The organism is uncultured Duncaniella sp. (assembly GCF_910577345.1).
Classification (GTDB): domain Bacteria; phylum Bacteroidota; class Bacteroidia; order Bacteroidales; family Muribaculaceae; genus Duncaniella.
The window spans coordinates 41,018-67,142 of sequence record NZ_CAJTMT010000016.1 but is presented as its reverse complement, the minus strand read 5'-3'; the positions used below and the strand labels follow the sequence as shown (position 1 = coordinate 67,142).

23 protein-coding genes are annotated in these 26,125 nt (G+C 50.9%); 8 read left to right on the top strand and 15 right to left on the bottom strand.

Translation table 11 applies throughout. The features are described from left to right. On the top strand, window positions 1-603 hold a 603-nt coding region (locus tag QZ310_RS08595), incomplete at its 5' end, for a transposase (RefSeq protein ID WP_297072092.1). A 408-nt stretch (window positions 604-1,011) separates the two neighbouring features. On the opposite strand, the gene QZ310_RS08590 is transcribed toward QZ310_RS08595, so the two are convergent. The 8 genes from QZ310_RS08590 to QZ310_RS08555 all read right to left on the bottom strand — a co-directional run bounded on the left by QZ310_RS08590 (window position 1,012) and on the right by QZ310_RS08555 (window position 9,207). Further along, window positions 1,012-2,517, bottom strand: a complete 1,506-nt coding sequence (locus tag QZ310_RS08590; RefSeq protein WP_297072091.1) for a glycoside hydrolase family 57 protein — start codon at window positions 2,515-2,517, stop codon at window positions 1,012-1,014. 159 nt (window positions 2,518-2,676) lie between these two features. Beyond that, a complete protein-coding gene (locus QZ310_RS08585; RefSeq protein ID WP_297072090.1) occupies window positions 2,677-3,936 on the bottom strand; it encodes a glycosyltransferase family 4 protein in 1,260 nt (419 codons plus the stop codon). A gap of 13 nt (window positions 3,937-3,949) precedes the next feature. Beyond that, the gene (locus QZ310_RS08580; protein WP_297072089.1) at window positions 3,950-5,884 is read right to left on the bottom strand and encodes a glycogen debranching enzyme N-terminal domain-containing protein; all 1,935 of its coding nucleotides are present in this window, start codon (window positions 5,882-5,884) and stop codon (window positions 3,950-3,952) included. Window positions 5,885-6,226: 342 nt separating this feature from the next. Beyond that, window positions 6,227-6,376, bottom strand: a complete 150-nt coding sequence (locus QZ310_RS08575; protein WP_107033240.1) for a DUF4295 domain-containing protein — start codon at window positions 6,374-6,376, stop codon at window positions 6,227-6,229. An 11-nt stretch (window positions 6,377-6,387) separates the two neighbouring features. Next, entirely contained in the window at window positions 6,388-6,576 is a 189-nt protein-coding gene (gene rpmG / locus QZ310_RS08570) for a 50S ribosomal protein L33 (RefSeq protein ID WP_107033239.1), read from the bottom strand. A 4-nt stretch (window positions 6,577-6,580) separates the two neighbouring features. Continuing rightward, window positions 6,581-6,841, bottom strand: coding sequence for a 50S ribosomal protein L28 (gene rpmB, locus QZ310_RS08565; protein WP_123614065.1), 261 nt, complete (start codon window positions 6,839-6,841; stop codon window positions 6,581-6,583). Between the two features lie 643 nt (window positions 6,842-7,484). Beyond that, complete coding sequence (gene fabF / locus QZ310_RS08560) at window positions 7,485-8,753, bottom strand: beta-ketoacyl-ACP synthase II (RefSeq protein ID WP_297072088.1); 1,269 nt, start codon at window positions 8,751-8,753, stop codon at window positions 7,485-7,487. Window positions 8,754-8,967: 214 nt separating this feature from the next. Beyond that, window positions 8,968-9,207: an acyl carrier protein gene (locus QZ310_RS08555; RefSeq protein ID WP_123614068.1), complete on the bottom strand. Its 240-nt coding sequence runs from the start codon at window positions 9,205-9,207 to the stop codon at window positions 8,968-8,970. Window positions 9,208-9,530: 323 nt separating this feature from the next. Between QZ310_RS08555 and QZ310_RS08550 the strand changes: the two genes are divergently transcribed. Both QZ310_RS08550 and QZ310_RS08545 read left to right on the top strand, forming a co-directional pair. Further along, a complete protein-coding gene (locus QZ310_RS08550; RefSeq protein WP_297072087.1) occupies window positions 9,531-10,373 on the top strand; it encodes an RsiV family protein in 843 nt (280 codons plus the stop codon). Between the two features lie 253 nt (window positions 10,374-10,626). Next, window positions 10,627-11,925, top strand: coding sequence for a M18 family aminopeptidase (locus tag QZ310_RS08545; protein ID WP_297072086.1), 1,299 nt, complete (start codon window positions 10,627-10,629; stop codon window positions 11,923-11,925). A gap of 178 nt (window positions 11,926-12,103) precedes the next feature. Here the strand turns inward: QZ310_RS08545 and QZ310_RS08540 are convergent, their stop codons facing one another. The 5 genes from QZ310_RS08540 to QZ310_RS08520 form a co-directional block, all read right to left on the bottom strand. Continuing rightward, window positions 12,104-12,376 carry a type II toxin-antitoxin system YafQ family toxin gene (locus QZ310_RS08540; protein WP_297072085.1) on the bottom strand — a complete coding sequence of 91 codons (273 nt, stop codon included), beginning with the start codon at window positions 12,374-12,376 and terminating at the stop codon, window positions 12,104-12,106. Beyond that, entirely contained in the window at window positions 12,373-12,624 is a 252-nt protein-coding gene (locus QZ310_RS08535; RefSeq protein ID WP_297072084.1) for a ribbon-helix-helix protein, CopG family, read from the bottom strand. The genes QZ310_RS08540 and QZ310_RS08535 overlap by 4 nt, the downstream gene beginning before the upstream one ends. Before the next feature lie 202 nt (window positions 12,625-12,826). Further along, window positions 12,827-13,954 carry a cytochrome d ubiquinol oxidase subunit II gene (locus QZ310_RS08530; RefSeq protein WP_297072083.1) on the bottom strand — a complete coding sequence of 376 codons (1,128 nt, stop codon included), beginning with the start codon at window positions 13,952-13,954 and terminating at the stop codon, window positions 12,827-12,829. 28 nt (window positions 13,955-13,982) lie between these two features. Then, window positions 13,983-15,539, bottom strand: coding sequence for a cytochrome ubiquinol oxidase subunit I (locus QZ310_RS08525; RefSeq protein WP_297072082.1), 1,557 nt, complete (start codon window positions 15,537-15,539; stop codon window positions 13,983-13,985). 151 nt (window positions 15,540-15,690) lie between these two features. Beyond that, window positions 15,691-15,948 carry a DUF4492 domain-containing protein gene (locus tag QZ310_RS08520; protein WP_297072081.1) on the bottom strand — a complete coding sequence of 86 codons (258 nt, stop codon included), beginning with the start codon at window positions 15,946-15,948 and terminating at the stop codon, window positions 15,691-15,693. A 294-nt stretch (window positions 15,949-16,242) separates the two neighbouring features. Between QZ310_RS08520 and QZ310_RS08515 the strand changes: the two genes are divergently transcribed. From QZ310_RS08515 to QZ310_RS08505, 3 genes are all read left to right on the top strand, one after another. Next, window positions 16,243-17,274 (top strand): TlpA disulfide reductase family protein, encoded by a 1,032-nt coding sequence (locus tag QZ310_RS08515; RefSeq protein WP_297072080.1) that lies wholly within the window; start codon window positions 16,243-16,245, stop codon window positions 17,272-17,274. A 474-nt stretch (window positions 17,275-17,748) separates the two neighbouring features. Continuing rightward, window positions 17,749-19,500, top strand: a complete 1,752-nt coding sequence (locus QZ310_RS08510; RefSeq protein ID WP_297072079.1) for a phospho-sugar mutase — start codon at window positions 17,749-17,751, stop codon at window positions 19,498-19,500. Between the two features lie 191 nt (window positions 19,501-19,691). Next, window positions 19,692-21,128 carry a sodium:alanine symporter family protein gene (locus tag QZ310_RS08505; RefSeq protein ID WP_297072078.1) on the top strand — a complete coding sequence of 479 codons (1,437 nt, stop codon included), beginning with the start codon at window positions 19,692-19,694 and terminating at the stop codon, window positions 21,126-21,128. A 305-nt stretch (window positions 21,129-21,433) separates the two neighbouring features. Here QZ310_RS08505 and prfB read toward each other — a convergent pair. After that, window positions 21,434-22,550 (bottom strand): peptide chain release factor 2 gene (gene prfB / locus QZ310_RS08500; RefSeq protein WP_297072077.1). Its coding sequence is split into 2 segments (ribosomal slippage): window positions 21,434-22,486 and window positions 22,488-22,550, totalling 1,116 coding nucleotides; the frame shifts between segments, so codons are not numbered across the junction. 79 nt (window positions 22,551-22,629) lie between these two features. Between prfB and QZ310_RS08495 the strand changes: the two genes are divergently transcribed. Beyond that, on the top strand, window positions 22,630-24,291 hold the full coding sequence (locus QZ310_RS08495) for a putative transporter (RefSeq protein ID WP_297072076.1): 1,662 nt from the start codon (window positions 22,630-22,632) through the stop codon (window positions 24,289-24,291). Window positions 24,292-24,398: 107 nt separating this feature from the next. Then, complete coding sequence (locus QZ310_RS08490; RefSeq protein WP_297072075.1) at window positions 24,399-24,695, top strand: nucleotidyltransferase family protein; 297 nt, start codon at window positions 24,399-24,401, stop codon at window positions 24,693-24,695. 467 nt (window positions 24,696-25,162) lie between these two features. On the opposite strand, the gene QZ310_RS08485 is transcribed toward QZ310_RS08490, so the two are convergent. Then, window positions 25,163-26,077, bottom strand: a complete 915-nt coding sequence (locus QZ310_RS08485; RefSeq protein WP_297072074.1) for a glutaminase — start codon at window positions 26,075-26,077, stop codon at window positions 25,163-25,165. Window positions 26,078-26,125 lie beyond the last annotated feature (48 nt).

Below are 26,125 nucleotides of genomic sequence, written 5' to 3'. Positions count from 1 at the left end.
AGACGTATGTTTGTGATGCAACGTAAGCAGCTTCTGACAATGGTACGTTGCGACGCGCATCGTCCGGACAGGAGTGCTACGGCTCAGGACATGAAGCAGGATATGATACAGCACCTGAGCGACATGATCGCATCCATTGAAGAAAAGATGGCGGGAATGATTGACGATGACCCCGAATTATCAAAAACATCAGAAATCGCTCAAAGCGTGCCTGGTATAGGCCCGGTCACGGCCACTGAACTGATAATCAAGACCGGTAACTTCAAACGTGTAGGCACCGCAAAGAAATGCGCCACGCTTGCAGGCATAGCACCATTCCCCAACTCCACCGGGAAGTCCGACAAGGGCTCACATGTCTCGCACATGGGTGACAAACAGTTGAAATCGCTGCTCTTTATGTGCGCGAATTCCGCGATCCTGCATTTCGAGAAGATGCGCATATATAAAATGAAGAAACATGAAGTGGAACACAAACACATCTTCGTGGTCCTCAACAATGTGGCCAACCGCCTGCTAAAGATTCTTTATGCGCTTATAAAAAAAGGCGAAATGTATGATCCGAAGTACTTGCAAGCAGATCCAAGGCTAAAAACTCAAGTTTAACATTCTTTTATATAAATTTCGGAGGCAAATGTTTGCTCAGGTCAGAGTAAACGCGAAATGCAATTTCGCCCTGCGGGCTTCATTGCATTTTCGCTCGATGTGGGGCTATGAACACATCGCCGCTTCGCGGCTTATCGGCTGCCATCCGGATTTAAAACTGTATATTCATATTCCACCTTTGCGTGTTGCATTCAAACATAAACGCCTGATTTTACAGTACCTATATAAGTATTCCGTCTTTAATTGTGATTTTATAGATTAATCTTACAGAACATTATATTTATTTTATCTCTTATGCTATTTTGGACTTCTGTATCATCCAAGTTACAGCTCCTTATAAAACGAACGATGCTGATGTTTCCTCAATCGGAAACATCAGCATCTGCTATATAGAAGAAATATTCAGTATCAAGCTTCTGCGGGAGCGTCGGTGGCTTCTGTTGCAGGAGCCTCTGCTTCGGGAGCGGCTGCTTTGGGCTTGCGGCCACGCTTGCACTTGGGAGCATCCTCAGCGGCTACGGCCTTCTTGGGTTTCGGACCGCGCTTTGCGGTCTTTGCCTCGGGTTTTGCCTCTGCTTCTGCAGCCTTCTCGCGGAGGAGATGTTCCTCGTTGAAGTGCTCGATGTTCTTGCGCATCGACTCAGCTTCCTTGTTGAGAACCTCGATTTCGCGCTCCTGATTGCGGATGGTGGTCAGAAGTGAGCTGAGCTCCTCATTGTCAATCGACATCGGGTACTGCTCCTCTACGCGCACTATAAAGTCGGCAAGGACATTCATGTAGTTGGTGAACGCATCGAAAGGAGTGTCGTAGGGCGAGAACTGAGAGTGGACGGAACCGTCGTGCATGTTCTTGGTCGACATATAGAAGAAATGGTCGGAAGCCTGGAGGTAATACCAGTCCTGCTTCAGACGGCGGTCCTCACAGAGGCGCACACGCTCGCTGACAGAGTAGAGCTTGTTGAAAGCCTCGTTCTGGAGCTTGTTGCCGAGCCATGCGGAGGTGTCGCGAGCCTCGTCAGCCCAGGAGATTGGATGGAGTACGGAAAGTTCTGCAACCGGTTTGAGTTTGGAGACGGCAGTCGAGGGTGTCCAGAACTCTACGCCGCGCTCCTCGGCAAAGCGGGGTAGGGCTTCGAGGAACTGGAAGATACCTGTCTCGCGGGGCTGGAAGTCGCCAAACACTTCAAGATTCATGAAGAGGTTGACAATCTGCTCCTCGGCGGGAGTTGATGCGATCCAGTCGATATACTTGTCGGCTGTCAAGGGATATTCGTCCCATGCAGTGTTGGAGAAACGCTCGGAAATATCGTCGGAGAACTTGTCGTTCTTGAGAAGAATCTTAAGCTTGGGAGCCGAAGCCGCGCTGTAGACATAGTTGGGCGACTTCCATCCGAGGATGTGCTTTGCACCTTCGGTAATCACTCCCTTGTAGCCCATGTCGAGAATCTGGGGAGCGAGTTCGTCGCTGTAGATAAGCTCAGTGTTGCGGAGCACCTTGGGAGTCTGACCGAAAAGTTCCTTGATTTTCTCATCGTGGACCTTCACCTGATTTGCAAACTCATCGGGGTCGGCAAGCGACGAGAGAGAGTGAGCGTAGGTCTCGGCGAGGAACTCAACGCAACCGGTGTCGGCGAGTTTCTTGAGAAGGTCGATGAATTCGGGGACATACTGCTCGAACTGTTCGAGAGCTGTACCTGTGATTGAAAGGGCACACTTGAACTTGCCGTTGGTAGCCTCAATCATGCGCAGAAGAGTCTCGGCAGCGGGAATATAGCTGCGCTGAGCTATGCGGGTGACGATGTCGTCGTTGGCGAAGTCGTCATAGTAATAGTGGTCGTTGCCGATGTCGAAGAAGCGGTATCTTTTCAGACGGAACGGCTGATGTATCTGAAAGTAGAAGCAAATTGCTTTCATAATTGTATCTGATGTTTTTGAAATTCGTTGTAATGATGCTGATGGAAGAGTTTATATCAGGGAGGAGTTAATATCAAGGAGGAGTTAATATCAGGAAAGACTATTCTCTATACTCTATACTTTCCCCTCTATACTTTTATACTTTCCCCTCTATACTCCTTACCGTCCCAGCACCTTGTTATAAATATCGATCACTTTGCGTCCGGCCTTGTCCCAGGTAATCTGGTTAACCTCGGCGAGACCATCCTCGCGGAGCTGCTGATACATTGCCGGATAAGTGACAATTGAGTTGATTGCATCTGCCATCGCGTCGATGTCCCAGTAGTCGGTCTTGATGACGTTCGAAAGGATTTCGGCGCAACCGCTCTGCTTCGAGATGATGGAGGGAACACCCATCTGCATCGCCTCAAGCGGCGAGATACCGAACGGCTCCGACACGGAGGGCATGATGTAGACATCCGAAGCCTTGAGCATCTCATAGACCTGGTTGCCCTTCTGGAAACCGGGGAAGTGGAAGCGGTCGGCGATGCCACGCTCGGCTGCAAGAAGAATCATCTTGTTCATCATGTCGCCGCTGCCGGCCATGACGAAACGGACGTTGGGATTGTTCTTGAGCACCTTTGCAGCCGCCTCGACAAAGTATTCGGGGCCCTTCTGCATGGTGATACGTCCGAGGAAGGTCACGACCTTGTCCTTCGACTTATGTTCCGGGACATTAAGCTGCTCGGGAGTAAGCGGAGTGACCGCATTGTGGACAGTGGTCACCTTGGCGGGATCTATGCCGTAGTTGTTGATGACGGTGTCGCGTGTGAGGTTGGACACGGTGATGATGTGGTCTGCGTGGTTCATGCCGTCCTTCTCGATGCCAAACACGGTGGGATTGGGTTTCCCTCGTGAACGGTCAAACTCCGTAGCGTGGACGTGGATGACGAGTGGCTTGCCTGAAACCTGCTTGGCATGAATGCCGGCGGGATAGGTGAGCCAGTCGTGTGAGTGGATAACGTCGAAATCAACGGTGCGGGCCACGACACCTGCACAGATCGAGTAGTTGTTGATTTCCTCGATAAGGTTGTCGGGGTAGCGGCCTGAAAACTCGATACAACCAAGATCGTTGGTGCGCATGTAGTTGAAATCGGCATAGATATGGTCGCGCAGACGGAAATAGAAGTCAGGATTCATGACATTTCCGATGCGGTCCTGAACATAGTCACGGTTCACGTCGCGCCACACGATGGGCACCTGCGACATGCCGATGATGTTGGCGAAGTGTTTCTCTTCGTCGCCGAAAGGCTTGGGTATGACAAAAGTGATGTCCATATCGCCACACTCCCACATACCCTTAGTGAGACCGTAGCTGGCAGTACCGAGACCGCCGAGGATGTGAGGGGGAAATTCCCACCCGAACATTAAAGCTTTCATGGGGGTGTGAAGATTAGTCCATTATGAATTTCTTAAGTGTAGTCAGTGTGCGGAGCACTTCGGCCACGTTTGTCACATGGCTGATTGCACCTCGGCCGGTGAAGGGCGGGTTGGCATCGTAGAGCTGCGAGAGCGAACCGATGCAGCCGTTGGTCATCTCATCTTCGAAACCGATGAGCATACGGTCAATGTAGCTGACACCGCTCATGCCGAACACCTTCAGATAGGCATCCGAGTAGAAGCCCATGAGCCACGGACGCGAGGGGCCGTTGTGGAGGGCCATCTCACGCTCCTCGGGCGAACCGAGGTAGCAGGGACGATAGCCGTAGCTCTTCGGCGAGAGGGTGCGCAGACCCTTCGGGGTGAGAAGTTCGCGGGTGACGATGTCGAGCACCTTCTTGCGCTGACGGCGGTCAAGCGGCGAGTAGTCCAGACCGATGGCGATCGCCATGTTGGGGCGCACCGACGGGTCGGCGTATGTGCCGTTGACATAATCGTAGAGATAACCGTAGTCGTTGAGGAAGGTATTGATGAACGGTTCCGCCATCTTCTCGGCTGCCTCGCGGAATTTCTCTTCATCGGGAGTGCCTTCAGAAAGCTTGGAGGCAAAGATGAGGGCGTTATACCAGAGGGCGTTGAACTCGACGAGCAGACCTGTGCGCGCCACGATGGGACGGCCACCGAGCGAGGCGTTCATCCACGACATAGGTTTGTCAGTGCCTTCGGTGACGACCATACCGTTGTCGTCGACCTTCAGGAGCGGATGCTTCTGAGCGAGTATGTAGTTGAGGATTTCACGGACGATGGGGAGATACTTCTCCTTCGCGTCATCGCGGCCGTAGGCCTTGGCATACTGCTGCAATGCCCACACGGCCCACAGAGGAACGTCGGGCAGGTCGATGCCTGCGATGCGTTTGTCGTTTTCGCCTGTCGACATGAAATGGCGAAGTGCCTTGATGGCTGTCTCGGCGATTCGTTCGAAATCCTGACGGTGGTTGATGGCGATTGTCGCACCGGGAAGAGCCATGAATGTGTTGCGGGCAAGAATCTTTCCCCAGGGATAGCCGGAGAGGAGATACATGCCGTCCTTCTCGTTGAGATAACACTGCTTCACGGCGTTCTTCAGACAGTTGAAGAAAGATGTGCGGCAGGTGCGCTGGGCAATCTCGTTCTCATACATCTTTGCAAGCGAACGGGGCGACACCTCGCTCAGACCGGCCGAGAAGATGACCGACTCGCCCTTCTTGATGGGCACTTCAAAGTAGCCGGGCACCCAGAGGTCCTCGCAGTAGGGGACTCCGCGCTCAAGGTCCTTGACATATTCGAAGCCGTTGTACCAGTTGGGCTCATAGGTCCAGGTCGGCTTGTGGCTGAACTGCATGAACAGACGGGGATAGCCGGGATAGAGGCAGGCCGACACACCGTTCTTGATTTCAGGGATGGTGGGGTCGAGCGCATCATTGGCCACACAAAGCTCGTTGGCGTCACGGAAGGCAAGCACCGGACGGAAACGAAGTGTCGTCGGCGAATGGGCTTCGACAAGGGTGTAGCGGATAAGGATTCGGTTCTCGTTGGAGATGAAAATTTTTTCCTTTGTCAGAATGACTCCACCGACACGATAAGTGGTTCGCGGGACACTCTCACAGTCGAACTCACGGATATATTTGTGGCCGTTCGGGCTCATGACTCCGCCCCTGTAGCGGTGGAGAGCCAGATTGAAGGGAGCTCCGTGCTGATATACCGTAAGGTCGAGCGACGAAAGCATGACGTGCCACGAATTCCCCAGCTCGGGCACAGGGACCACAAGGAGGCCATGCTGCTTGCGGGTGTTGCAGTCAACTATCGTCGTGCAGTGATAAGCGCCGGACTGATTAGTGCGGAGCATCTCCTTGGGGAGTGACTGCTCCAGGTTAATCATGAGGTTTTTATCAAATTTAAGATAGCTCATGTAAGGGTAATATTATTGATTGTTAGATTTCTGTTATGATATTAGAATTGATCGGCTCCGTCAGGTTGGAGAGACATACTGTTGTGCGCGGGGTCGTTGTTATCAAGTCACGAATTTATGCTTTTATTCCGACAAAAGCAAACTTTGCGCCGAAAAATTGGAAGATGTTTTGGAAATCTGCCATACGGTTATGTTACACAACACAAATCCGCCCGTTTTTGTTTGTCACCCACGCTTATGCCGTCATTTCAAAGCCTTACAGATACGAAAAGCCCCGGAACCGACATGCTGATGTCAGTCCGGGGTATATTTTCGTTTCCGAAGTGTCCTTGGAGGGTCTTATTACTTAAGAACATCCTTGACAGCGTCGTTGGGAACCATCTGTTCCTGGAAGGTGTAGGCACCGGTCTTCGCCGACTTAACGACCTTGATGACCTTGCTATAGGTGCGGCCTTCGCCTTTTTGCAGAGATGCAACGGTTTTCTTTGCCATGAGTCAGTGAATTATTTAATTTCTTTGTGAACGGTAACTTTCTTGAGGATGGGGTTGTATTTCTTCAACTCCAGACGCTCGGTGGTGTTTTTGCGGTTCTTCGTTGTGATGTAACGAGAAGTGCCGGGCATACCTGATGCCTTGTGTTCAGTGCATTCGAGGATGACCTGAACGCGATTTCCTTTAGCTTTCTTTGCCATCTTCTTATAAAATGTCTAAGTACTTGATTTCAGTTATATAACCCTTTGCGGCTGCTTCTTTGATAGCAGCATCGAGACCCTTCTTGTTGATGGTGCGAAGGCCTGCGGCGGAAATGGTAAGGGTGATCCAAGCTTGCTCCTCAACCCAGAAGAATTTCTTGTTGAAGAGATTGACATCAAACTTGCGCTTAGTGCGACGCTTTGAGTGCGACACATTATTGCCCACCATTGCTTTCTTGCCTGTGATCTGACAAATTTTTGACATGGCTGTTGGTTTTTATCTCTTTTTGTTTAACTATTAATTTAAGTCACAGCGCCTTGTGGCCGCCATCTCCTTTCTCATATCAAGGCTAAGTGCATCATTCAAAGCCTTTTTCATAGGATGTGCCACAAAACTCGGCTGCAAAGTTAAGAATTTATTCCCGCTTAACCAAAAGATTTTCACTATTTTTAGAATTCAAAACCACTTTTTAAGCTCAAATTCCAATCTGCCCCTCTCCAACCGCCCTGACAAGCTCTTCCGCCAAGACAATCACGAAGAAAACGGATCAAATGGTACAAGCCGTAATTACGGTGCATTAAATCCGTCAAAATCTGAAAGGGTACAGAAAGACAGAAGGTCAGAAGATACAAAAGGATTAATTTCAGCAAATTATACTTTTGTTACTTTTGTTTATTCTGTTCTTTTGTATCTCTTTTCATCATACATGAACCGGATTTGCGGATTGAACCGTAAATTACTCTTCTGTGACTTTTGTCTCTTCTGTTCGTTTGTATCTCTCTTCATCCGCCTATAAACCGGATTTTCGGATTGAGCAAACCAAAAGGAAGGCGCTCGGAATCAACATTAATTCCGAACACCTTCCGGTGGCTATGGCTTTGTTTTGAGAAATCTGCGGGGAAGCGGATTATTCCTCGTACTTCTTCACGATGACAGTCGCATTGTGGCCGCCGAAACCGAATGAATTCGAGAGGGCTGCGCGCACAGGGCGGTTCTCTGCCTTGTTGAATGTGAAGTTGAGGGTATAGTCGATGTTCTCATCCTCATCGCCTTCCTCGTGGTTGATGGTCGGGGGAACGATGTCGTTCTTGCAGGCAAGAACAGAGAACATTGCTTCGAGGGCACCGGTGGCACCGAGGAGGTGACCGGTCATCGACTTGGTGGAGCTGATGTTGAGCTTGTGGGCCTGGTCGCCGAAAAGTTCGACGATAGCCTTCACCTCAGAGATGTCGCCCACGGGAGTCGAAGTGCCGTGTACGTTGATATAGTCGATGTCAGCGGGAGTCATGCCTGCATCCTCAAGAGCGTTGCTCATGGAGAGCTTCGCACCGAGACCGTCGGGATGTGTTGCGGTGAGGTGGTAAGCGTCGGCGCTCATACCGCCACCGGCTACCTCAGCATAAATCTTGGCACCGCGGGCCTTGGCATGTTCGAGTTCCTCAAGCACGAGGACAACAGAACCCTCGCCCATCACGAAACCGTCGCGCGACTTGCTGAAGGGACGCGAAGCAGTCTCGGGAGAATCGTTGCGGGTCGAGAGAGCGTGCATCGAGTTGAAGCCGCCCACACCTGCGGGATAGATTGCAGCCTCGGCGCCACCGGTCACGATAGCATCGGCCTTGCCGAGACGGATGAGGTTGAAAGCGTCGATGATAGCGTTGTTTGACGAAGCGCAAGCCGAAACCACGCCGAAGTTGGGACCGTGGAAGTTATATTCCATGGAGATGTGGCCCGAAGCGATGTCGGCAATCATCTTGGGGATGAAGAAGGGATTGTATTTGGGACCCTGCTCCGCACCGTTGACAGCATAGTAGCCGGCTTCCTCCTCGAAAGTGTGGAGGCCACCGATACCGGCGGCAACGATTACGCCGACGCGGTTGCGGTCGAGATTGGCAGCATCCTCGATACCGGAATCAGCGACAGCCTGACGGGCTGCGACGATACCATACTGTGCATAGAGGTCGAGCTGACGGAGTTTCTTGCGGTCGAAATGGTCGTTGGCATTGTAGTCCTTGACCTCGCAGGCAAACTGGGTTTTGAATTTGGAGGCGTCGAAATGGGTGATGGGAGCGGCGCCGCTCTTGCCGGCTACGGCGTTGAGCCATGTGGTCTCAACATCGTTGCCTATGGGGGTGATGGCACCGAGGCCGGTCACCACTACTCTTTTTAATTCCATTGGCAAATTAGATGGATTCGTGATAAGGGAAAAATGAAGGGGAGAAATGATGAGAGAGGCATAATAGGCTGTGAAGCGTGGAGGAGGATGCGAAGGGGAGCGCAATCCCCTCTGCCTAAATTGAAAAGAAGGCTCCACCGCGCTGATTTGAATTGGCGTGGGGAGCCTTTTGTGGCTCGGTCAGAGCGCAACCGTGACGGCTGCAGACCGGTTTTTACTTCTGGGTGTTGGCCTCGATGTATTCGATAGCGTTCTGTACGGTGCTGATCTTCTCGGCCTGGTCATCGGGGATAGTGATGCCAAATTCTTTCTCAAATTCCATGATGAGTTCTACGGTGTCGAGGCTGTCTGCGCCAAGATCTTTTGTGAATTCAGCGGTTTCGGTTACTTCATTTTCGTCAACACCGAGCTTATCAACGATGATAGCTTTAACTCGAGATGCAATTTCAGACATAGCTTTGTAAAATTGTAAGTTTAATGATTAATTTTCGTTTTTAGGGGCAAATTTAGGGGCAAACGCTGATATTTTCGCATTTGCGGTGCAAAGTTAAGTATTTTTTGACAACTTTCAACTATCCAAACGTATAAAGATGTTAACAGGGCATCGTTTTGCCGATTTTTTAGCCATTTATCCCCTCTGAGTGTCCTGTTTCACGGTTAAAAATTTACGTCCTCATGTTACAAACTTGTTACGTTATGCCGATGTTATATCTGCAAAAGGATTTTTTTATCCAATTTTGCGTCCGAATATTCACGAATGACAAACTATTTAAAGGCATGATGACGAATCGTAAATTTTATCTGCTTGGACTTCCGCTCGTTGCGCTTCTCGCAACCGCTTGCGGACAAAAAAACGACGCCTCTTCGGCGGGTGAAGACGACATTACGGAATTTGACATTAACCAGAAACTCGTCACAGCACAGAAAGACTACAAGGTGGAGACCGACTACGGCACTGTCTACCTCGAACTGTCAACCTCGATCCAGTGGCCGGAAAAGATGGGAGGCTTCGACCTCACCACGCTCCGCGATTCACTCCTTAACTTCGCCTACTCCGACACGACCTCGACCTCAATCCGCGAGGCTGTCAAAAAATACATCGCCGACACCTCTGTCGTTGACGGTGCTGAAAATATAGAGGTAATCGACTCCCTGCCTGCCGACTCCATGACATATTTCAACACCATTACCGCAAGCATCCTTGACCTGAACGAACAGATGGTCACCTATCAGGTGCTCGGTTCGACCTACCTCGGCGGCGCACATCCGATGACCGCCATCCATCCCTTCACCTACAATTTCTCCGATGCTACCGTCCTTGACAACTCCAACATCTATCTTCCGGGAGTTCCCACCGATTCAATTGTCCCGGTTATCAAGGAAGCGCTCGCCCGACAGCTTGGCGTAACGGTCAAGGGTCTCGACCGTGCCGGCATCTGGTCGAACCAACTGACGTATGCTGGCCGTCCCTACATATCCAACAACACTCTCTATTTCCACTACGATCCATACGAGATTGGCCCGTATGCACTCGGAGCTGTCGATGTGGCCGTTTACCCCTACGAAATCGACCGCTTCCTCCAGCCAAGCGTCCGCAACCTCTTCGACGAGGGTTTCTGACCATATAATATAATAAGTATAAGAGACGCTGTATCGTAGATTCCGTTTTTTCGATACAAACGCACAAAAGAGTATAAGAAACAGAAGAATAAAGAATCTGAAGATAACATTCAATCTTACAGAAAACTTTATTCTTTTGTTTCTTGTGCTCTTTTGGGCTTCTGTATCTCCTTACCAATATCTTTAATTTCTCAATTATCCGATTTTTACTTATCTTTGCTGCTGATCGTAATACCAAAAACATAACACCCCTATGGAAGAAACAAAAGTCATCGCGCGCTCCCTGATGGAGTTCCTCGACAAAAGCCCCGTCAACTTTCTGGCAGTCAAGACTGTCAGCACACAGCTCGACGAAGCTGGATTCACCCGTCTCGACCCTCGCGACAAATGGGACCTCAAACCCGGTGGCAAATACTATATCACCAAGAATTCAAGCGCAATCTTCGCTTTCGTGGTAACTACAGAAGGCCCGGAGGCAGGTTTCCGAATCATTTCCGCACATTCGGATTCTCCGTGTATGCGCGTGAAGCCCAACGCCGAGATGCTCAGCGACGGTGGCATCGTGAAGCTCAACGTCGAGGTCTACGGTGGCCCGATTCTCTATACATGGTTTGACCGTCCCCTCTCGCTTGCCGGACGCGTGGTGCTCCGCAGCGATGATCCCCTCAACCCGCGCACTGAAATAGTAAAATTCGACCGTCCGCTCCTCACAATTCCCCATCTCGCCATCCATTTCAACCGTGCGGTCAACGAGGGCAACCCTCTTTCGAAGCAGAAAGATATGCTCCCTGTCATTGCCATCGTCAAGGAGGCTGCCGAGAAGGACAATCTCCTTCTCCGCACCATCGCCGATGCTGTCGGTGTCCGCATAGAGGACATTCTCGATTTCGACCTTTCGCTCTACGACACCACTCCTGCCTGTCTCGTTGGACTCAACGAGGAATTCCTGACCTCAGGCCGCCTCGACGACCTCAGCATGGTCCACGGTGCCATGACGGCCCTCCTCGAAACCTCATCGACAAAACAGACCCGCGTGATGGCCATCTTCGACAATGAGGAGACCGGCTCAGGGACAAAGCAGGGTGCAGCCTCTCCTGTGCTCATGCAGCTCCTCCGCAGAATCGTCGGCTGTCTTGGCGGCGGCGAGGAGGAATATCTGCGCGGCATTGACGCATCGTTCATGGTTTCGGCCGACAATGCCCATGCCTTCCATCCCAACTATCCCGAAAAGTATGACCCGACCAACCATCCGGTTGTCGGCGGCGGTCCGGCCATCAAAATAAATGCCAACTGCAAATACATGACCGATGCAGAATCGGCAGCCATTTTCAAGAGCATCTGCGAAAAGGCTGGCGTTCCGTGTCAGTATTTTGTAAACCACAGCGACGTCCTCGGCGGTTCCACACTCGGCAACATCCTCACCTCGCAGATCGACCTCCGCGGAGTGGACATGGGCGAAGCCATCTGGGGGATGCACTCCGTCCGCGAAACAATGGCCACAAAAGACCACGCCTACACCATCCGCGCCTTCAAAACCTTCTTCGACCTCTGAAATAGTCATCCCTATTAGCCCTATCCGCCCTATTAGGCTTATTTGCCCTATTAGGCTTATTAGTCCTATTAGCCTTATTAGCCCTATTCCCCCATAAAACCAACAGACTTCACTGTCCGACTGAAAAATTCAATCCCGACAGTGAAGTCTGTTTGTTTTTATCTTTTACCAATTCCCATCAACCGAACAATTCGGAATGGGAACCAAGACGAAGAACCCCTATCTGATCCTCATCCTCATCTATCCATATCAACAAGAAATCACCTTCGACATGGCACTCCATGCAGCCTTTGTAATTACCTGTCAAGAAATGAGGATTATAGATTTCGGGGATTGGAATTTCATCACGCAACATCTGGAGGATGCGCGCCACTTTCTCCATCTTCTTGGGTTGATTGCGGAATCTTTTGGCATCCTTCTTATATTGAGAAGAGAAACGAAGTATTTTCATAAGCCCATCGACTTATACATTGCCTCGACACTCGACACATCAAGAGTGCCCTCATATTTTCCGGCCTTTGCATCTTCTATTGCAGCACGCGTTTCGGCATTCGGCTCTCTGTAAGCCAAATCCAGCAGCGCACACTCCACAAAATTATTGAGACTGCGGTTTTGCTTCTTTGCCATCTGTTTCAACCGCTCTATCAGATCCACTGGCAGACGGAAACTCTGGGCTTTCTTTTGTATTGCTATATCCATAATGATTTTGTTTGTGTGCAAAATTAATACATTTGTAATACAAAAACAAATTAAACAGTCAACCGGTTTTACCTCCTATAGGCCCCATTGTCAAAGTAAGTAATTATAAAAGATAGAAACAACAGACTCCACAGCCGGCACCAAATGCCACACTGTGGAGTCTGTCGTTTCTGTATGATTATGAATTTATGTACCTTTCAAGTCAGTTATGCTTTCGGTCCATCGAATACCATGCATAGACGATATAGGCAAGGACGAAGGGAATGATGACCGAAACCCAGCTCATGCAAGTGAGCGTGAAGAGGCTCGACGAGCTGTTGAAGATAGTCAATGACGATGCGGGGTCAGTCAGCGAGGGATAGTAGGGTGTGTTGTTGTAGCCTGCAATCCAGAAAAGCGCAAGCACGACAAGGACTGTTCCTATACCGCTCCACCAGATTCCGCATGTCCAATGCTTTGCAAAAGCCGAACGGATGATGCCATAGAGTACCATGACGACACCGATGAGGAAGGAGACGAGCGCCCACGGAAGCTCGATGAGATTGAAGAAATATTTGAACTCGCGCACTGCAAACTGACTCTGACGACCGTCGATGCTGCCATCGTATGTGGTCTCAAGCGAATCTGTGGTCAATACAAGCCCGACAAACAGGAGGAAGAACACGAGGAAGATGACAGCGTTCACAAGCACTCGCCTGCGGTTGGCACGGAAGAAGTCGTCATCCTGCGGATTGTTGTTCATCAGATAGAGAGCGGCCTGAGTGCGCGCAAGGAAGAGTACTGCAAATCCAAGCACAAGATTCTTCCAGTAGAAGATGGCTTCGAAACCGTGGGAAGGTGCCCATGTGGAAATCACGGGAGCAGACGCATCGAGGATGTTGCCTTTTGCAACCGTAAACTCAGCACCGAAGAAGAACATGGCCACAGCCACACCCAAAAGGATGCAACCGACGCTACCGTTGAGAAAGAGGAAAGTGTCGTAGGTACGCGTTCCGAAAATATTTCCCTTTTTAGCACGAAACTCATAGCTCACCGCCTGAAGCACGAAACTGATGAGAATGAGCATCCAAAGCCAATAGGCTCCGCCGAAGCTCGTGGAATAAAATAGCGGGAAAGAGGCAAAAAACGCACCGCCGAACACGACAAGTGTCGTGAACGAAAGCTCCCACTTATGGCCGAATGAGCTTATCATGCGCCGTGATGCCTCCGAACTGTCATTGACACCGAGAAGGAAAGTCTGTCCACCCTGCACAAAGAGGAGGAACACAAGGATGGCACCGAGCACTGAGATCAGCAGCCACCAATATATCTGTAAGGATTCAAGTTCCATAATTGAAGTATGATGTTTTTGAGGGTGGTTAATACTCGTTGTTGTCCGAACCGTTCCGGATCTGGTTTATCATGATTGTAATCTCAGCCACAAGCAGCGCGGTGAATACGGCGGCAAACATCCAGAATGTCAACTGGACAGTCGATGCGGAGATGGCGGAGATGGCAGCACGGTTAGGCATAAGCCCCTCGATAATCCAGGGCTGACGACCCACTTCGGCGGTGATCCATCCGGCTTCCGAGCAGATCCATACCACCGGGATGGTAAGCATGGCCACCCATTGCCACCAACGCTGTTGCCACAGGCGCGAACGGCGGCCCATTGTGAAGACAGCCACGAGGAAGAACAGAAGCAGATAGCCTCCGGCCATGACCATGATACGGAAAGAATAGAAAGTGACAGCTACAGGGGGGATAGCCTCGTCGGGATTGTCGAGATAGCCATAGCCGAAATAGCGGTAATCCTCCTTGAGTTTGGCACGGGCCTCGGCCATAGCCTTATCATCACCGTTGGCCATCGCACGGTCAAACTCGCGGAGAGCCTCGTGGGCACGTTTGCCGATAGCGATGCGTTCGGCGTAGGAATCAGTGCGGATTGTGTCCCCTTCCGGAGTGAGGGCGATACCATTGATGAGATCATTGATGCCCGGCACGAAAGTGTTGGGGTCATGGTTCGCAAGGATTGAAAGACCGTATGGAATCGAGATGTCGAAGAGGAACGGATCGGAATCATCAGTGCGTTCCTTCGACGGATTGAGGATCGCAACTCCGACGAGCTCCTGCCCTACCTTACCGTTGTAGAGACCTTCCATGGCCGCAAGCTTCATGGGCTGCACCTTGGCAACCTGAACGGCAGAACCGTCACCTGTCCAGAGGGTCATGACGATACCGACAAGACCGACCCATCCGGCAATACGGATGGAATCCATGGCGAATTCCTGACGGCGTTTTTTCATGAGATACCATGCGCTGACACCGCAGACGAACACTGCTCCGACCACCCAGCCGTCAAACACAGCGTGGAAGAACTTGTTGATTGCCACCGGCGAGAGCACCACATCCCAGAAATTGTCCATGATGTTGCGCATCTGACCGGGATCGAATTCCATGCCGACGGGATACTGCATCCACGCATTGGCTATGAGAATCCAGAGGGCCGAGATAGAGGCGCCGAGAGCGGTGAGCCATGTGGAGGCAAGGTGGAAACCGGGGCTGACCTTCTTCCAGCCGAAGAACATGACAGCGATGAAAGTCGCCTCCATGAAGAACGCAAGCAAGCCCTCGATGGCAAGCGGAGCGCCGAAGATGTCGCCGACAAACCAACTGTAGTTCGACCAGTTGGTTCCGAACTCAAATTCAAGAATGATACCTGTGGCCACACCCATTGCAAAATTGATGCCGAAGAGGGTCATCCAGAATTTCGTGGTGCGGAGCCATTTTTCATTTCTCGTACGGTAATAGATTGTCTCCATGATGCCGACAATCACACTCAGTCCGAGCGTGAGCGGCACGAAGAGCCAGTGATACATGGCTGTGAGGGCAAACTGCCATCGCGACCAGTCGACTACGGTCATTAAATCATCCATAAATAAACTAAGTAATGTGTGATAAGTTAAGAATTATCGGATTTGTGAGTAATCGGAAACGTGAGGAGAAAAAATCGGGAGAAGAGGATATTATTCGGAGAGTCTATGATTTATTAATGCATGTATATTCAAATGTTTGAACAGTGAGAATTCAGCGGTTGATGAGGGAGCTGCGCACGGCTTCCGCCCTCTCCGCATCATTGTCGTAGTCACGTTGGAGTATGTCGGGGAAAAAGAAAAGCTTGAACACGAAGAAGAGAATGAACAGCTTTATCAGTATCAGCATCCACAGCTTACGGCCCACAGTCATCGACTTGAAACCGTCGATATAGAACCTCACCACCCTTCCCGGCCACGAGGGCAGAAAAGATGACGGTCGCTGCGAAAATTTTTCAGTTCCTTTTCCCATCCGGATGGTAAATTTTGAGATGCTGTAAGGTATTTGTTATGATTGAATGTAGCGGCCGGAAGCAGAGGGCCGTCATTGACTACAACGCTCTGCAAGGCCGAAAGTAGGTAGTAGACGGCAAATATACGGATTATTTTTTCTCAGCAATCAAAAAAATTTGCTGTTCTTTAACACTTTGGATAATTTTATGGTATTGGAATAAAGCGTTACCTTTGCAAGCGGAACAGCCATGAGCTATTCCGCAAACAAACTTATCATTTGAAATTTAATCATTTAACAAAACACTTAGATACAATGAACCGATCATTATTTTATGCCGCAGGACTTCTGATGCTCGCATCATGCTCTCAAGGTCCGAAGCAGAACTATGTAGTCACCCTCAATGCAGGCGACGCCATGAACGACAAGATGGCCTACATCATCGACTTCGACACCGAGGACAAGCTCGACAGCGCCATGATTTCCAACGGCGTTGCAGTCTTCGAGGGCGAAGTCGCAAAGCCCCGCTACGTTGCCATTTCCGTTGACGGAACAGGCGTAGGCAGCCTCTACCTTGAAGCAGACTCGATCAATGTCAGCGAAGAAGGCGTGAAGGGTGGCGAACTCAACGCCAAGAACGATGAATACTGGACAATGCGCATGGACGCAATCAAAGAGTTCCGCGAACTCCCCGATTCGCTCCAGCAGGCCCGCTACGAGGAATTCCAGACCCGCATCAACGACGCCGAGAAGAAACTCATGGACGAAAACATCGACAATGCTCTCGGTTACTACTACTTCCTCTATGGTCCCGCACGCAACCTCGACCTCGCCGGTCTCGACTCGGCCATCGCAGCCCATCCCTCACTCGGCGAATACCAGCGCATCCAGAAAATGCGTCAGGCATTCGTGAATCAGGCCGAGACATCGGAAGGAAAGATGTTCAAGGACTTCGAAGTCACCTACAACGACTCTACTTTCCGTCTGAGCGACCATGTCGGCAAGGGCAAATATGTACTCGTTGACTTCTGGGCAAGCTGGTGCGGTCCCTGCATCCGTCAGACAGCCGTCATCAAGGATCTCTACAAGGAATATGGTCCCAAGGGTCTCGAAGTCATCGGCGTTGCCGTATGGGACAAACCTGAGGACACTCTCAAAGGCATCGAATCTCACGAGCTTCCCTGGATGAATGTCATCAACGCACAGAGCATCCCTACCGAACTCTACGGTATCCAGGGCATACCCTGCATTATCCTCTTCGGTCCTGATGGAACAATCATCAGCCGCGACAAGCAGAACGATGAACTCCGCGAAGCCGTGGCCAATGCAATGAAAGCCGCAAAATAATCGTCACCTATTTTAATAAGCCCCTCTCAACTTTCAGGGAAGGGCACATAAAGACTTAAGGTCAGAAGAAACATAAGAGAGTCCAAGGCAGAATCTCATGCGCAGCATGGATGAGTAGTTGCCGTATGGATTATAAAAATCTTATGTAACTTCTGACCTTAAGTCTTTATGTAACTTCTGACTTTAAGTCTTCTTATGTAACTTCTGACCCTAAGTCTTTATGTGCCCTTCCCCCGACTCGACAACTTACGGTATCCATCTCCGAATTTATTAACCTATTTTAGACCGGTAATTAACATTTTTGTCCCGATTTCTTTGTTATTTCCACAAAAGGCCGTAAATTTGCCTTAATCACAATTCTAATTTATTGAACGGACCTATATCTTTTCATTAAGTTAAGATCTACGATACTGATACCATCCCCGTCCGCATCCGGACGGATAAAGAAAAACAAAATTAACCCCCTAAAAATATATGGAAAACGAACAGTTATTGAAAGAAGTCACCGCCAAGGCACAGGTTTGGCTGGGTGACGGTTACGATGAAGAAACCCGCACCGAAGTGAAGCGTATGCTTGACGCTGACGACAAGACCGAACTTATCGAAAGTTTCTACAAGGACCTCGAATTCGGAACAGGCGGTCTCCGCGGCATCATGGGTGCAGGTTCAAACCGCATGAACATCTATACAGTGGGTGCAGCCACCCAGGGTCTCGCAAACTACCTCAAGGAAGCCTTCAAGGATCTTCCCGAAATCAGCGTAGCAGTAGGCCACGACGTGCGCAACAACTCACGCAAATTTGCTGAAATCGTTGCCGACATCTTCTCGGCCAACGGCATCAAGGTATATCTTTTCGACAGCTTCCGCCCCACTCCCGAACTTTCGTTCGCCATCCGTCACTTCGGTTGCCAGAGCGGTGTTAACATCACTGCCTCCCACAACCCCAAAATCTACAACGGTTACAAGGCTTACTGGGAAGACGGCGCACAGATCATCGCCCCCCACGATGTCAACATCATCGACCATGTCAACCGCATCAAGAGCGTGAAGGACATCAAGTTTGAAGGCGACAAGTCAAAAATCCAGATTATCGGTGCAGATGTCGACAAGGTTTACCTCGAGAAAATCAAAGGTCTTTCACTCAGCCCCGATGTCATCGAGCGCCACAAGGACCTCAAGATTGTCTACACCCCGATTCACGGTACAGGCGTTGAGCTGATTCCTGACTCGCTCCGCAACTTCGGCTTCACCAACATCATCCACGTTCCCGAGCAGGATGTCCCCAGCGGAGAATTCCCCACTGTCGAGTCGCCCAACCCCGAAGTTCCTTCGGCAATGGCAATGGCTATCGCAAAGGCCAAGGAAGTGAACGCCGACATCGTCATGGCCTCCGACCCCGATGCTGACCGTATCGGTTGCGTCATCCGTGACAACAGCGGTGAATATGTGCTCCTCAACGGCAACCAGATTGTGATGATTCTTCTCAACTACATCATCACCCGCAACAAGGAACTCGGCCTCCTCAAAGGCAACGAGTTTGCCGTTAAGACCATCGTGACCACAGAGACCATCAAGGCTATCTGCGACGCAATGGGTGTCCGTCTCTATGACTGCTACACCGGCTTCAAGTGGATTGCAGCCGTGATGCGCGACAACGAAGACGTGCTCCGTTACCTCGGTGGCGGTGAAGAAAGCTACGGCTTCCTCGCCGAAACCTTCGTCCGCGACAAGGACGCAGTTTCTGCCTGCTCACTCATGGCCGAGGCTTGCGCATGGGCAAAGGACAAGGGTATGGACTTCCAGGGTATGCTCGCCGACATCTATCTGAAATATGGCTTCAGCCATGAAGTAGGTGTGTCTGTGGTACGTCCCGGCAAGACCGGCGCTGAAGAAATTCAGGCCATGATGAAGCAGTTCCGCGAGAATCCTCCCAAGTCACTCGCAGGAAGCCCCGTCAAGACCATCAAGGACTACGGCTCGCTCGACCTCATCAATGTCGACACCAACACCAAGGAGAAACTCGACTTCCCCTGCACTTCAAACGTGCTCCAGTACTTCACAGAGGATGGTTCGAAGGTTTCTGTACGTCCTTCGGGAACAGAGCCTAAGATCAAGTTCTACATGGAAGTCAAAGTTCCCATGGAGAAGGTTGAGGACTACGACAAGTGTGGCAAACTCGCCGACGAGAAGATCGAAGCCCTCAAGAAAGATCTCGGCATCGCATAAAGCTCAACACCATCTGAATATCCCTGTTATAATATTCAAGGGTACATAAATTCAGAAATAACAAAAATAACAGACCATACTTCGGTTAGAAAAACAAACCGCTAAAGCATGGTCTGTTATTTTTGTTATTTCTGAATTTATGTACCCCTGCTGTTTCCATAATCCCACATTTTGAGTATATTTGCAGTATTATGACGACTTCTACAACCCTTCAGGATATTGTTTCCGCTGTCAGTGGAGTGCTGACAGACTATGTCATGGTGACTGTGTTGCTTGCGGCCGCACTGTTTTTCACCATAGTTACCCGTGGCGTTCAGTTCCGCATGGTGGGCGAGATGCTCAGGTTGCTCATGCGTTCGGGTAAGCGCAACAACGACAAGCGCAGGAACGATGCACCTCACCACGGTTCCATCAGTTCATTCCAGGCATTCGCCCTCTCGATAGCCTCACGAGTCGGAACAGGCAACCTCGCCGGTGTTGGCACAGCAATAGCCATAGGAGGTCCGGGAGCCGTGTTCTGGATGTGGGTCATCGCTATCTTCGGTGCGGCAAGCGCCTTTGTCGAATCCACACTCGCACAGCTCTTCAAGGTCAAGGGTGAAAAATCATTCATGGGTGGCCCGGCCTACTATATACTCAAAGGACTTCACAAACGGTGGTGGGCAGTGACATTCGCCATCCTCATCACCCTCACCTTCGGTTTCGCATTCAATTCAGTGCAATCCAACACCGTCGCCGATGCGCTCCACACCTCGTTCGGAGTGCCGACACAATGGACGGCATGGGGACTCTGCATACTGACTCTGACCGTAATCTGGGGCGGTGTGCAGCGCATATCGCGTTTCAGCGAGATTGTAGTGCCCGTGATGGCCATTGCCTATATAGTCATGGCCATCGTGATTATCATTCTTAACATCCATCGCTTCCCCGAAGTGATGGCAATGATAGTCGAAAATGCGTTCGGATTTGATGAAGCTATGGGGGGCACAATCGGCGCGGCAATGATCATGGGTATAAAGCGCGGACTGTTCAGCAACGAAGCGGGCGAAGGCTCCACACCGAATGCCGCCGCGACCGCCTCGGTAAGCCATCCCGTGAAGCAAGGACTGATACAGACTCTCGGTGTTTACACCGACACTCTTCTCGTCTGCACAGCCACTGCATTCATTATCCTTTGCAGCGGTATCTTTATGGAAGGGCATGACGGAATCGTGCTCACACAGCGCGCCATCGACGCTGGATTCGGAGGAGGTCACAACTACGGTTCCACCTTCGTCAGCATCGCCATATTCTTCTTCGCGTTCACGAGTATAATCGCCAACTATTATTACGGCGAGACCAACATACGCTTTATCCACAACAACGACACTATCATCAACATCTACCGTCTGCTCGTCGGAGGTATCGTATATGCCGGGGCTGTGATGTCGCTTGACCTTGTGTGGGGCTTTGCGGACATCACAATGGCACTGATGACCCTCTGCAACCTCGCGGCCATCCTTATGCTTGGCAAGTATGCTGTCAGGCTGATGCAAGACTACCGAAAACAACTCCGTGAAGGCAAGGATCCGGTCTACCGTTCATCGACCATCCCCGAAATCGCGGATGAGACCGAATGCTGGGAGTAAAATTAGCGAGCAATATGGATTAAGCAAGAAAGGCACAGAAAGCCAGAAGGTCAGAAGGGACATAAGAGTTTTTTCAGCGTTTGGGAATGCTGATTATTGGCTTATGTTTCTTCTGACCTTCCGGCTTTCTGTGGCTTTCCCGAGGGGGATTGGGTGGGATTTCTGACGGGTCGGACTTGTCGGACTTGTCAGACCGGTCGGACCTGTCAGACTTGTCCGACGAGTCCGACAAGTCTGACATCGAATAGATTTTCCGACTCCGGATGGGATTTTCCAACCCCTGTGAGGGCTAAGGGCGCCTGTGGTTACTCCTCGGTGGCGGCGAATTCCATGAGGTAGGCTTTGATGAAGGCATCGAGGTCGCCGTCCATCACACCTCCGACGTCGCTGGTCTGATAGTTGGTGCGGTGGTCCTTGACGCGGCGGTCGTCGAAGACGTAGCTGCGTATCTGCGAACCCCATTCGATTTTCATCTTTCCGGCCTCAATCTTTGCCTGTTCCTGCAGACGATGTTGCAGTTCCTTGTCATAGAGGATTGAACGGAGTTGACGCATAGCGTTCTCCTTGTTCTTGGGCTGGTCGCGGGTCTCGGTGTTCTCAATGAGAATTTCCTCCTGCTCGCCGGTGTAGGGGTCGGTGAACTGGTAGCGCAGACGCACACCTGATTCCACCTTGTTGACGTTCTGACCGCCGGCACCACCCGAACGGAAGGTGTCCCACGACAGGAGCGCCGGATCGACCTTGACCTCGATGGTATCGTCGACAAGCGGGGTGACGAATACGGATGCAAATGAGGTCATACGCTTGCCCTGTGCATTGTAGGGCGACACGCGGACGAGACGGTGGACACCGTTCTCGCTCTTGAGATAGCCGTAGGCAAAGTCGCCCTCGACATTGATGGTACATGACTTGATACCGGCCTCATCACCTTCAAGAAGGTTGGCGATTGAGGTCTTGTAGCCGTGGCTCTCACACCAGCGGAGATACATTCGCATGAGCATCGAAGCCCAGTCCTGACTCTCCGTGCCACCGGCACCGGAGTTGATTTTCAGAACCACGCCGAGCTTGTCCTCCTCGCGGCGGAGCATGTTGCGGAGCTCAAGTTTCTCAATCTTGGAAATTGCGTCGGCATAGAGAGCGTCAATATCACTCTCTTCCACGAGACCTTCCTTGAGGAAGTCCCATGCGAGTTCGAGTTCGTTGACGGTCTTGTCAATCTCCTCATAGCCTTCAATCCATGCCTGAAGGTCCTTGATTTTTTTCATCTGTGCCTGAGCTTCCTTGGGGTGCTCCCAGAAATCGGGCACATGTGTGCGGAGTTCTTCCTCCTCTACCTGGATTTTCTTGCTGTCGATGTCAAAGATACCTCCTCAGCGCCAACTTGCGCTCAAAAGTCTCTTTTAATTGTTCCTGAGTAATCATAATATGGGTTACGGATGAAACGGGTTTATAAATATCTGATTTGTCTGCAAATTTAAGCATTATTTACTAATTTTGCATCATGGAATGGATTTATGACATATTTCTCAGCCATTCGGCCCTTCAGGCGGTGATTGTCATCTCAATCATCATCGCTGTCGGGCTTGCATTGGGTAAAATCCGTGTGTGGGGAATCTCGCTCGGAGTGACTTTCGTGTTCTTTGCCGGAATTCTCGCAGGTCACATAGGCCTTTCAATCGACCCGACGATACTGCACTACACCGAGAATCTCGGCCTCGTCCTCTTTGTCTACGAGCTTGGTCTGAAAGTCGGCCCCGGTTTCTTCAGCTCCTTCCGCAAGGGTGGACTGCAGCTCAACCTGCTCGGATTGGGAGTGCTGGCCATCGGAACAGTCATGACCATACTCATCAGCCTCTGTCTCGGCGTACCAATAGGGGAAGCTACCGGTATCCTCTGCGGCGCTACGACAAACACCCCTGCCCTCGGTGCGGCCCAACAGGCACTCGAACAGATGGGGCTGTCGGCCAACGGTGCCGCCCTGAGCTGCGCGGTGACATATCCGCTCGGCGTTGTCGGCGTAATCCTCGGAATAATAGCCTTACGCAAAATCCTCATCAAGCCCGGGACACCGCTATCGTCTGCAACCGAAGAGCCTGACGGCACTTTCATCGCTGAATTCAAGGTCTGCAATCCTGCCATCTACGACATGACCGTCCGCCAGATCTCACAGGTCACGAAAACGCCGTTTGTCATCTCCCGTCTGTGGAGAAACGAGAATGTGAGCCTCCCGGATTCCGACACGATATTGCAGAAAGATGACCATCTGCTCGTCATCACCACTCCGACCGACTGTCCGAAACTCAAAGTGCTCTTCGGCAAGCAGGAGGCCCGCGACTGGAACAAGAAAGACATCGACTGGAATTCAATCGACAACCAGCTTATCTCGCGCCGCATCATCGTCAGCCGTTCATCAATCAACGGCAAGAAACTCGGATCGCTCCGCCTCCGCAACCAGTATCACATCAACATCAGCCGCATCAGCCGCAGTGGTCTGCATCTCCTCGCCACTCCGGGTCTCGTCCTGCAACTGGGCGACGTGCTAAATGTCGTGGGCAGTGCTGCCGACATCGAGAAGGTCGAACGTATACTCGGCAACACCGAAGTCAAACTGAAGGACCCCAATCTCGGTGCCATTTTCATCGGTATTGTGCTCGGCCTTGTGGTCGGTTCAATCCCCATCGCCATCCCGGGCATATCCACACCAATCAAACTCGGTCTTGCCGGTGGTCCCATCATCATCGGCATACTCATCGGTCGTTTCGGCCCGCAGTTCCGCCTCGTCACCTACACCACCCGCAGTGCCAATCTCATGCTCCGCGGAATCGGACTGTCGCTCTATCTCGCCTGTCTCGGACTCGATGCGGGAGCGCAGTTCCTCGACACCATCATGCGCTCGGAAGGACTGCTTTGGATCGGACTCGGCTTCCTCATCACCGTCATTCCGGTCCTGATAATGGGAGCTGTCGCCATGAAGATGTTCCGCCTCGATTTCGGCCTCACATGCGGTATGCTCTGTGGCAGCATGGCCAACCCCATGGCCCTCAACTACGCCAACGATATCGTCCCGGGCGACTACGCAACCGTCAGCTACGCCACAGTCTATCCCCTCTCGATGTTCTGCCGCGTAATCATCGCCCAACTCATAATCCTCTGCTTCATATAGTTCCGGAAAAGAACATTTCCATCAGAAGTTTCCGGATAATTTACCAACCGCAACTTTGAATTAAGGAAATTTGTTGTAACTTTGTAAAAACGACCGAGAAAAGCAATATGAGAACATGTGATGAATATATCGACATCCTGAGGCATAACGCCCATACGCTCCGCGACGATTTCGGGGTGCGATCTCTGTGCATATTCGGTTCGGTTGCGCGTGGCGAACAGAGAGATGACAGCGACATTGACGTTTGCGTGGACATGGATGCAAAAATGTTTCTCATAATACGCCTGAAACGCTATCTTGAAACACTACTCGGAAAGTCAGTCGATATTGTCCGTGACCGCAAGAGTCTCAACCCATTCCTGAAATCGGAAATAACCCGCGATGCAATCTATGCCTTACGATAGAGCGCTGATAGCGGACAATGATATTGCAAACCTACAGGATTCCATAAGATTCCTACGGGAAATCATATAGCACTCTCAACGCCGCCACCCGGACGCAAACAATCACTGATAACCATTCCATGAGTTTCTCATAGAGTGGTCTGAAACAAGTTTTTCGTACCGCTAACCGGCGTTTCAACCCTCTTATCGCGTATTCCCATCCTATTTTGCGTGTGCCGAAACGGCTGTTTTTGTAATTTGTGGTGTTTTCCATTGTCTTTTGGTTTTAAGTTTGATGCAAAGTTAAAACCGGAAATCCCGGAAAAGGTGCGAATTTGCAAAACAGGCAGGATTTTTTTGCAAACCGTTTGTAGGGACGCGCTGTAGCGCGTATGCCGGATGACAAAAGGATATACAATGCAGCATATTGTATCTTTCATCCGGCATACGCGCTACAGCGCGTCCCTACAAAGCTGAAATTAATCAGCTTAGAATATCGACTCGCGGGTATGGGTTGTGAGGAGCTCGAGGGCTTTCATGCCCATCACGGAATTGCCTTTCTCATTGAGGCGCGGACTCCATGTGGCCACGGCATATCTCCCCGGATAGACCGCGCCTATGCCACCTCCGACACCGCTCTTGCCGGGAAGACCGACGAGGTAGGAATACTCCCCGGCATCGTTGTAGAATCCGCATGTCTGCATGACGGCATTGATTCGCTTCACTTGTGAGGATGTCAGCCTTACATCGCCAAAGGAAAACTCCGAGTGGCGGTCGGCAAACGGAAGGAAAGCGCGCGAAAGCTGCCGGCAATTCATCTCTACCGAACACTGCAGGAAATAGAAGTGCAACACCTCCTCAATATCATTCTCAAGATTCCCGTAATACTTCAGCATATTGGCTATGGCAGCATTGATATAGCCTTTCTCACGCTCTGAAGCGGCCACCTCACGGTCATAGTCAATGGTGTCGTCACAAGCAATTTTTCTGACGAAGTCAAGATAATCAGCCTCGGGATTGGCCAGTTGCGTCAGCAGCACATCGGCCACCACTATCGCACCGGCATTGATGAACGGATTGCGCGGGACTCCACGGTCGAGTTCAAGCTGAATGAGAGAATTGAAAGCCGCCCCTGAAGGCTCCTTCCCCACCCTCTCCCACAGTCTCTCACCCATGATGGAGAGGGCCATTGAAAGAGTGAACACCTTGGTTACACTCTGGATTGAAAAACGCTCGTCGACATCGCCCCATTCAATCACATCGCCGTGAGTTGTCGTGATGCAGATGCCGAAACGGTCGGGATTGACCTTTGCAAGTGCTGGGATATAGTCTGCCTGACGGCCCACTGTACGCAACGGCTCTATCTCCGCTGCAATTTCCGAAAGTATGTGTTTATAATTCATGGTTGATAATATGTGTTGCAGGAAGGGTACAAAAGGACAAAAAGATCA

Coding starts and splice junctions, on each gene's coding strand:
- QZ310_RS08590 (WP_297072091.1), bottom strand. CDS start 2,517: ATGAAAGCAATTTGCTTCTACTTTCAGATACATCAGCCGTTCCGTCTG.
- QZ310_RS08585 (WP_297072090.1), bottom strand. CDS start 3,936: ATGAAAGCTTTAATGTTCGGGTGGGAATTTCCCCCTCACATCCTCGGC.
- QZ310_RS08580 (WP_297072089.1), bottom strand. CDS start 5,884: ATGAGCTATCTTAAATTTGATAAAAACCTCATGATTAACCTGGAGCAG.
- QZ310_RS08575 (WP_107033240.1), bottom strand. CDS start 6,376: ATGGCAAAGAAAACCGTTGCATCTCTGCAAAAAGGCGAAGGCCGCACC.
- rpmG (WP_107033239.1), bottom strand. CDS start 6,576: ATGGCAAAGAAAGCTAAAGGAAATCGCGTTCAGGTCATCCTCGAATGC.
- rpmB (WP_123614065.1), bottom strand. CDS start 6,841: ATGTCAAAAATTTGTCAGATCACAGGCAAGAAAGCAATGGTGGGCAAT.
- fabF (WP_297072088.1), bottom strand. CDS start 8,753: ATGGAATTAAAAAGAGTAGTGGTGACCGGCCTCGGTGCCATCACCCCC.
- QZ310_RS08555 (WP_123614068.1), bottom strand. CDS start 9,207: ATGTCTGAAATTGCATCTCGAGTTAAAGCTATCATCGTTGATAAGCTC.
- QZ310_RS08550 (WP_297072087.1), top strand. CDS start 9,531: ATGATGACGAATCGTAAATTTTATCTGCTTGGACTTCCGCTCGTTGCG.
- QZ310_RS08545 (WP_297072086.1), top strand. CDS start 10,627: ATGGAAGAAACAAAAGTCATCGCGCGCTCCCTGATGGAGTTCCTCGAC.
- QZ310_RS08540 (WP_297072085.1), bottom strand. CDS start 12,376: ATGAAAATACTTCGTTTCTCTTCTCAATATAAGAAGGATGCCAAAAGA.
- QZ310_RS08535 (WP_297072084.1), bottom strand. CDS start 12,624: ATGGATATAGCAATACAAAAGAAAGCCCAGAGTTTCCGTCTGCCAGTG.
- QZ310_RS08530 (WP_297072083.1), bottom strand. CDS start 13,954: ATGGAACTTGAATCCTTACAGATATATTGGTGGCTGCTGATCTCAGTG.
- QZ310_RS08525 (WP_297072082.1), bottom strand. CDS start 15,539: ATGGATGATTTAATGACCGTAGTCGACTGGTCGCGATGGCAGTTTGCC.
- QZ310_RS08520 (WP_297072081.1), bottom strand. CDS start 15,948: ATGGGAAAAGGAACTGAAAAATTTTCGCAGCGACCGTCATCTTTTCTG.
- QZ310_RS08515 (WP_297072080.1), top strand. CDS start 16,243: ATGAACCGATCATTATTTTATGCCGCAGGACTTCTGATGCTCGCATCA.
- QZ310_RS08510 (WP_297072079.1), top strand. CDS start 17,749: ATGGAAAACGAACAGTTATTGAAAGAAGTCACCGCCAAGGCACAGGTT.
- QZ310_RS08505 (WP_297072078.1), top strand. CDS start 19,692: ATGACGACTTCTACAACCCTTCAGGATATTGTTTCCGCTGTCAGTGGA.
- QZ310_RS08495 (WP_297072076.1), top strand. CDS start 22,630: ATGGAATGGATTTATGACATATTTCTCAGCCATTCGGCCCTTCAGGCG.
- QZ310_RS08490 (WP_297072075.1), top strand. CDS start 24,399: ATGAGAACATGTGATGAATATATCGACATCCTGAGGCATAACGCCCAT.
- QZ310_RS08485 (WP_297072074.1), bottom strand. CDS start 26,077: ATGAATTATAAACACATACTTTCGGAAATTGCAGCGGAGATAGAGCCG.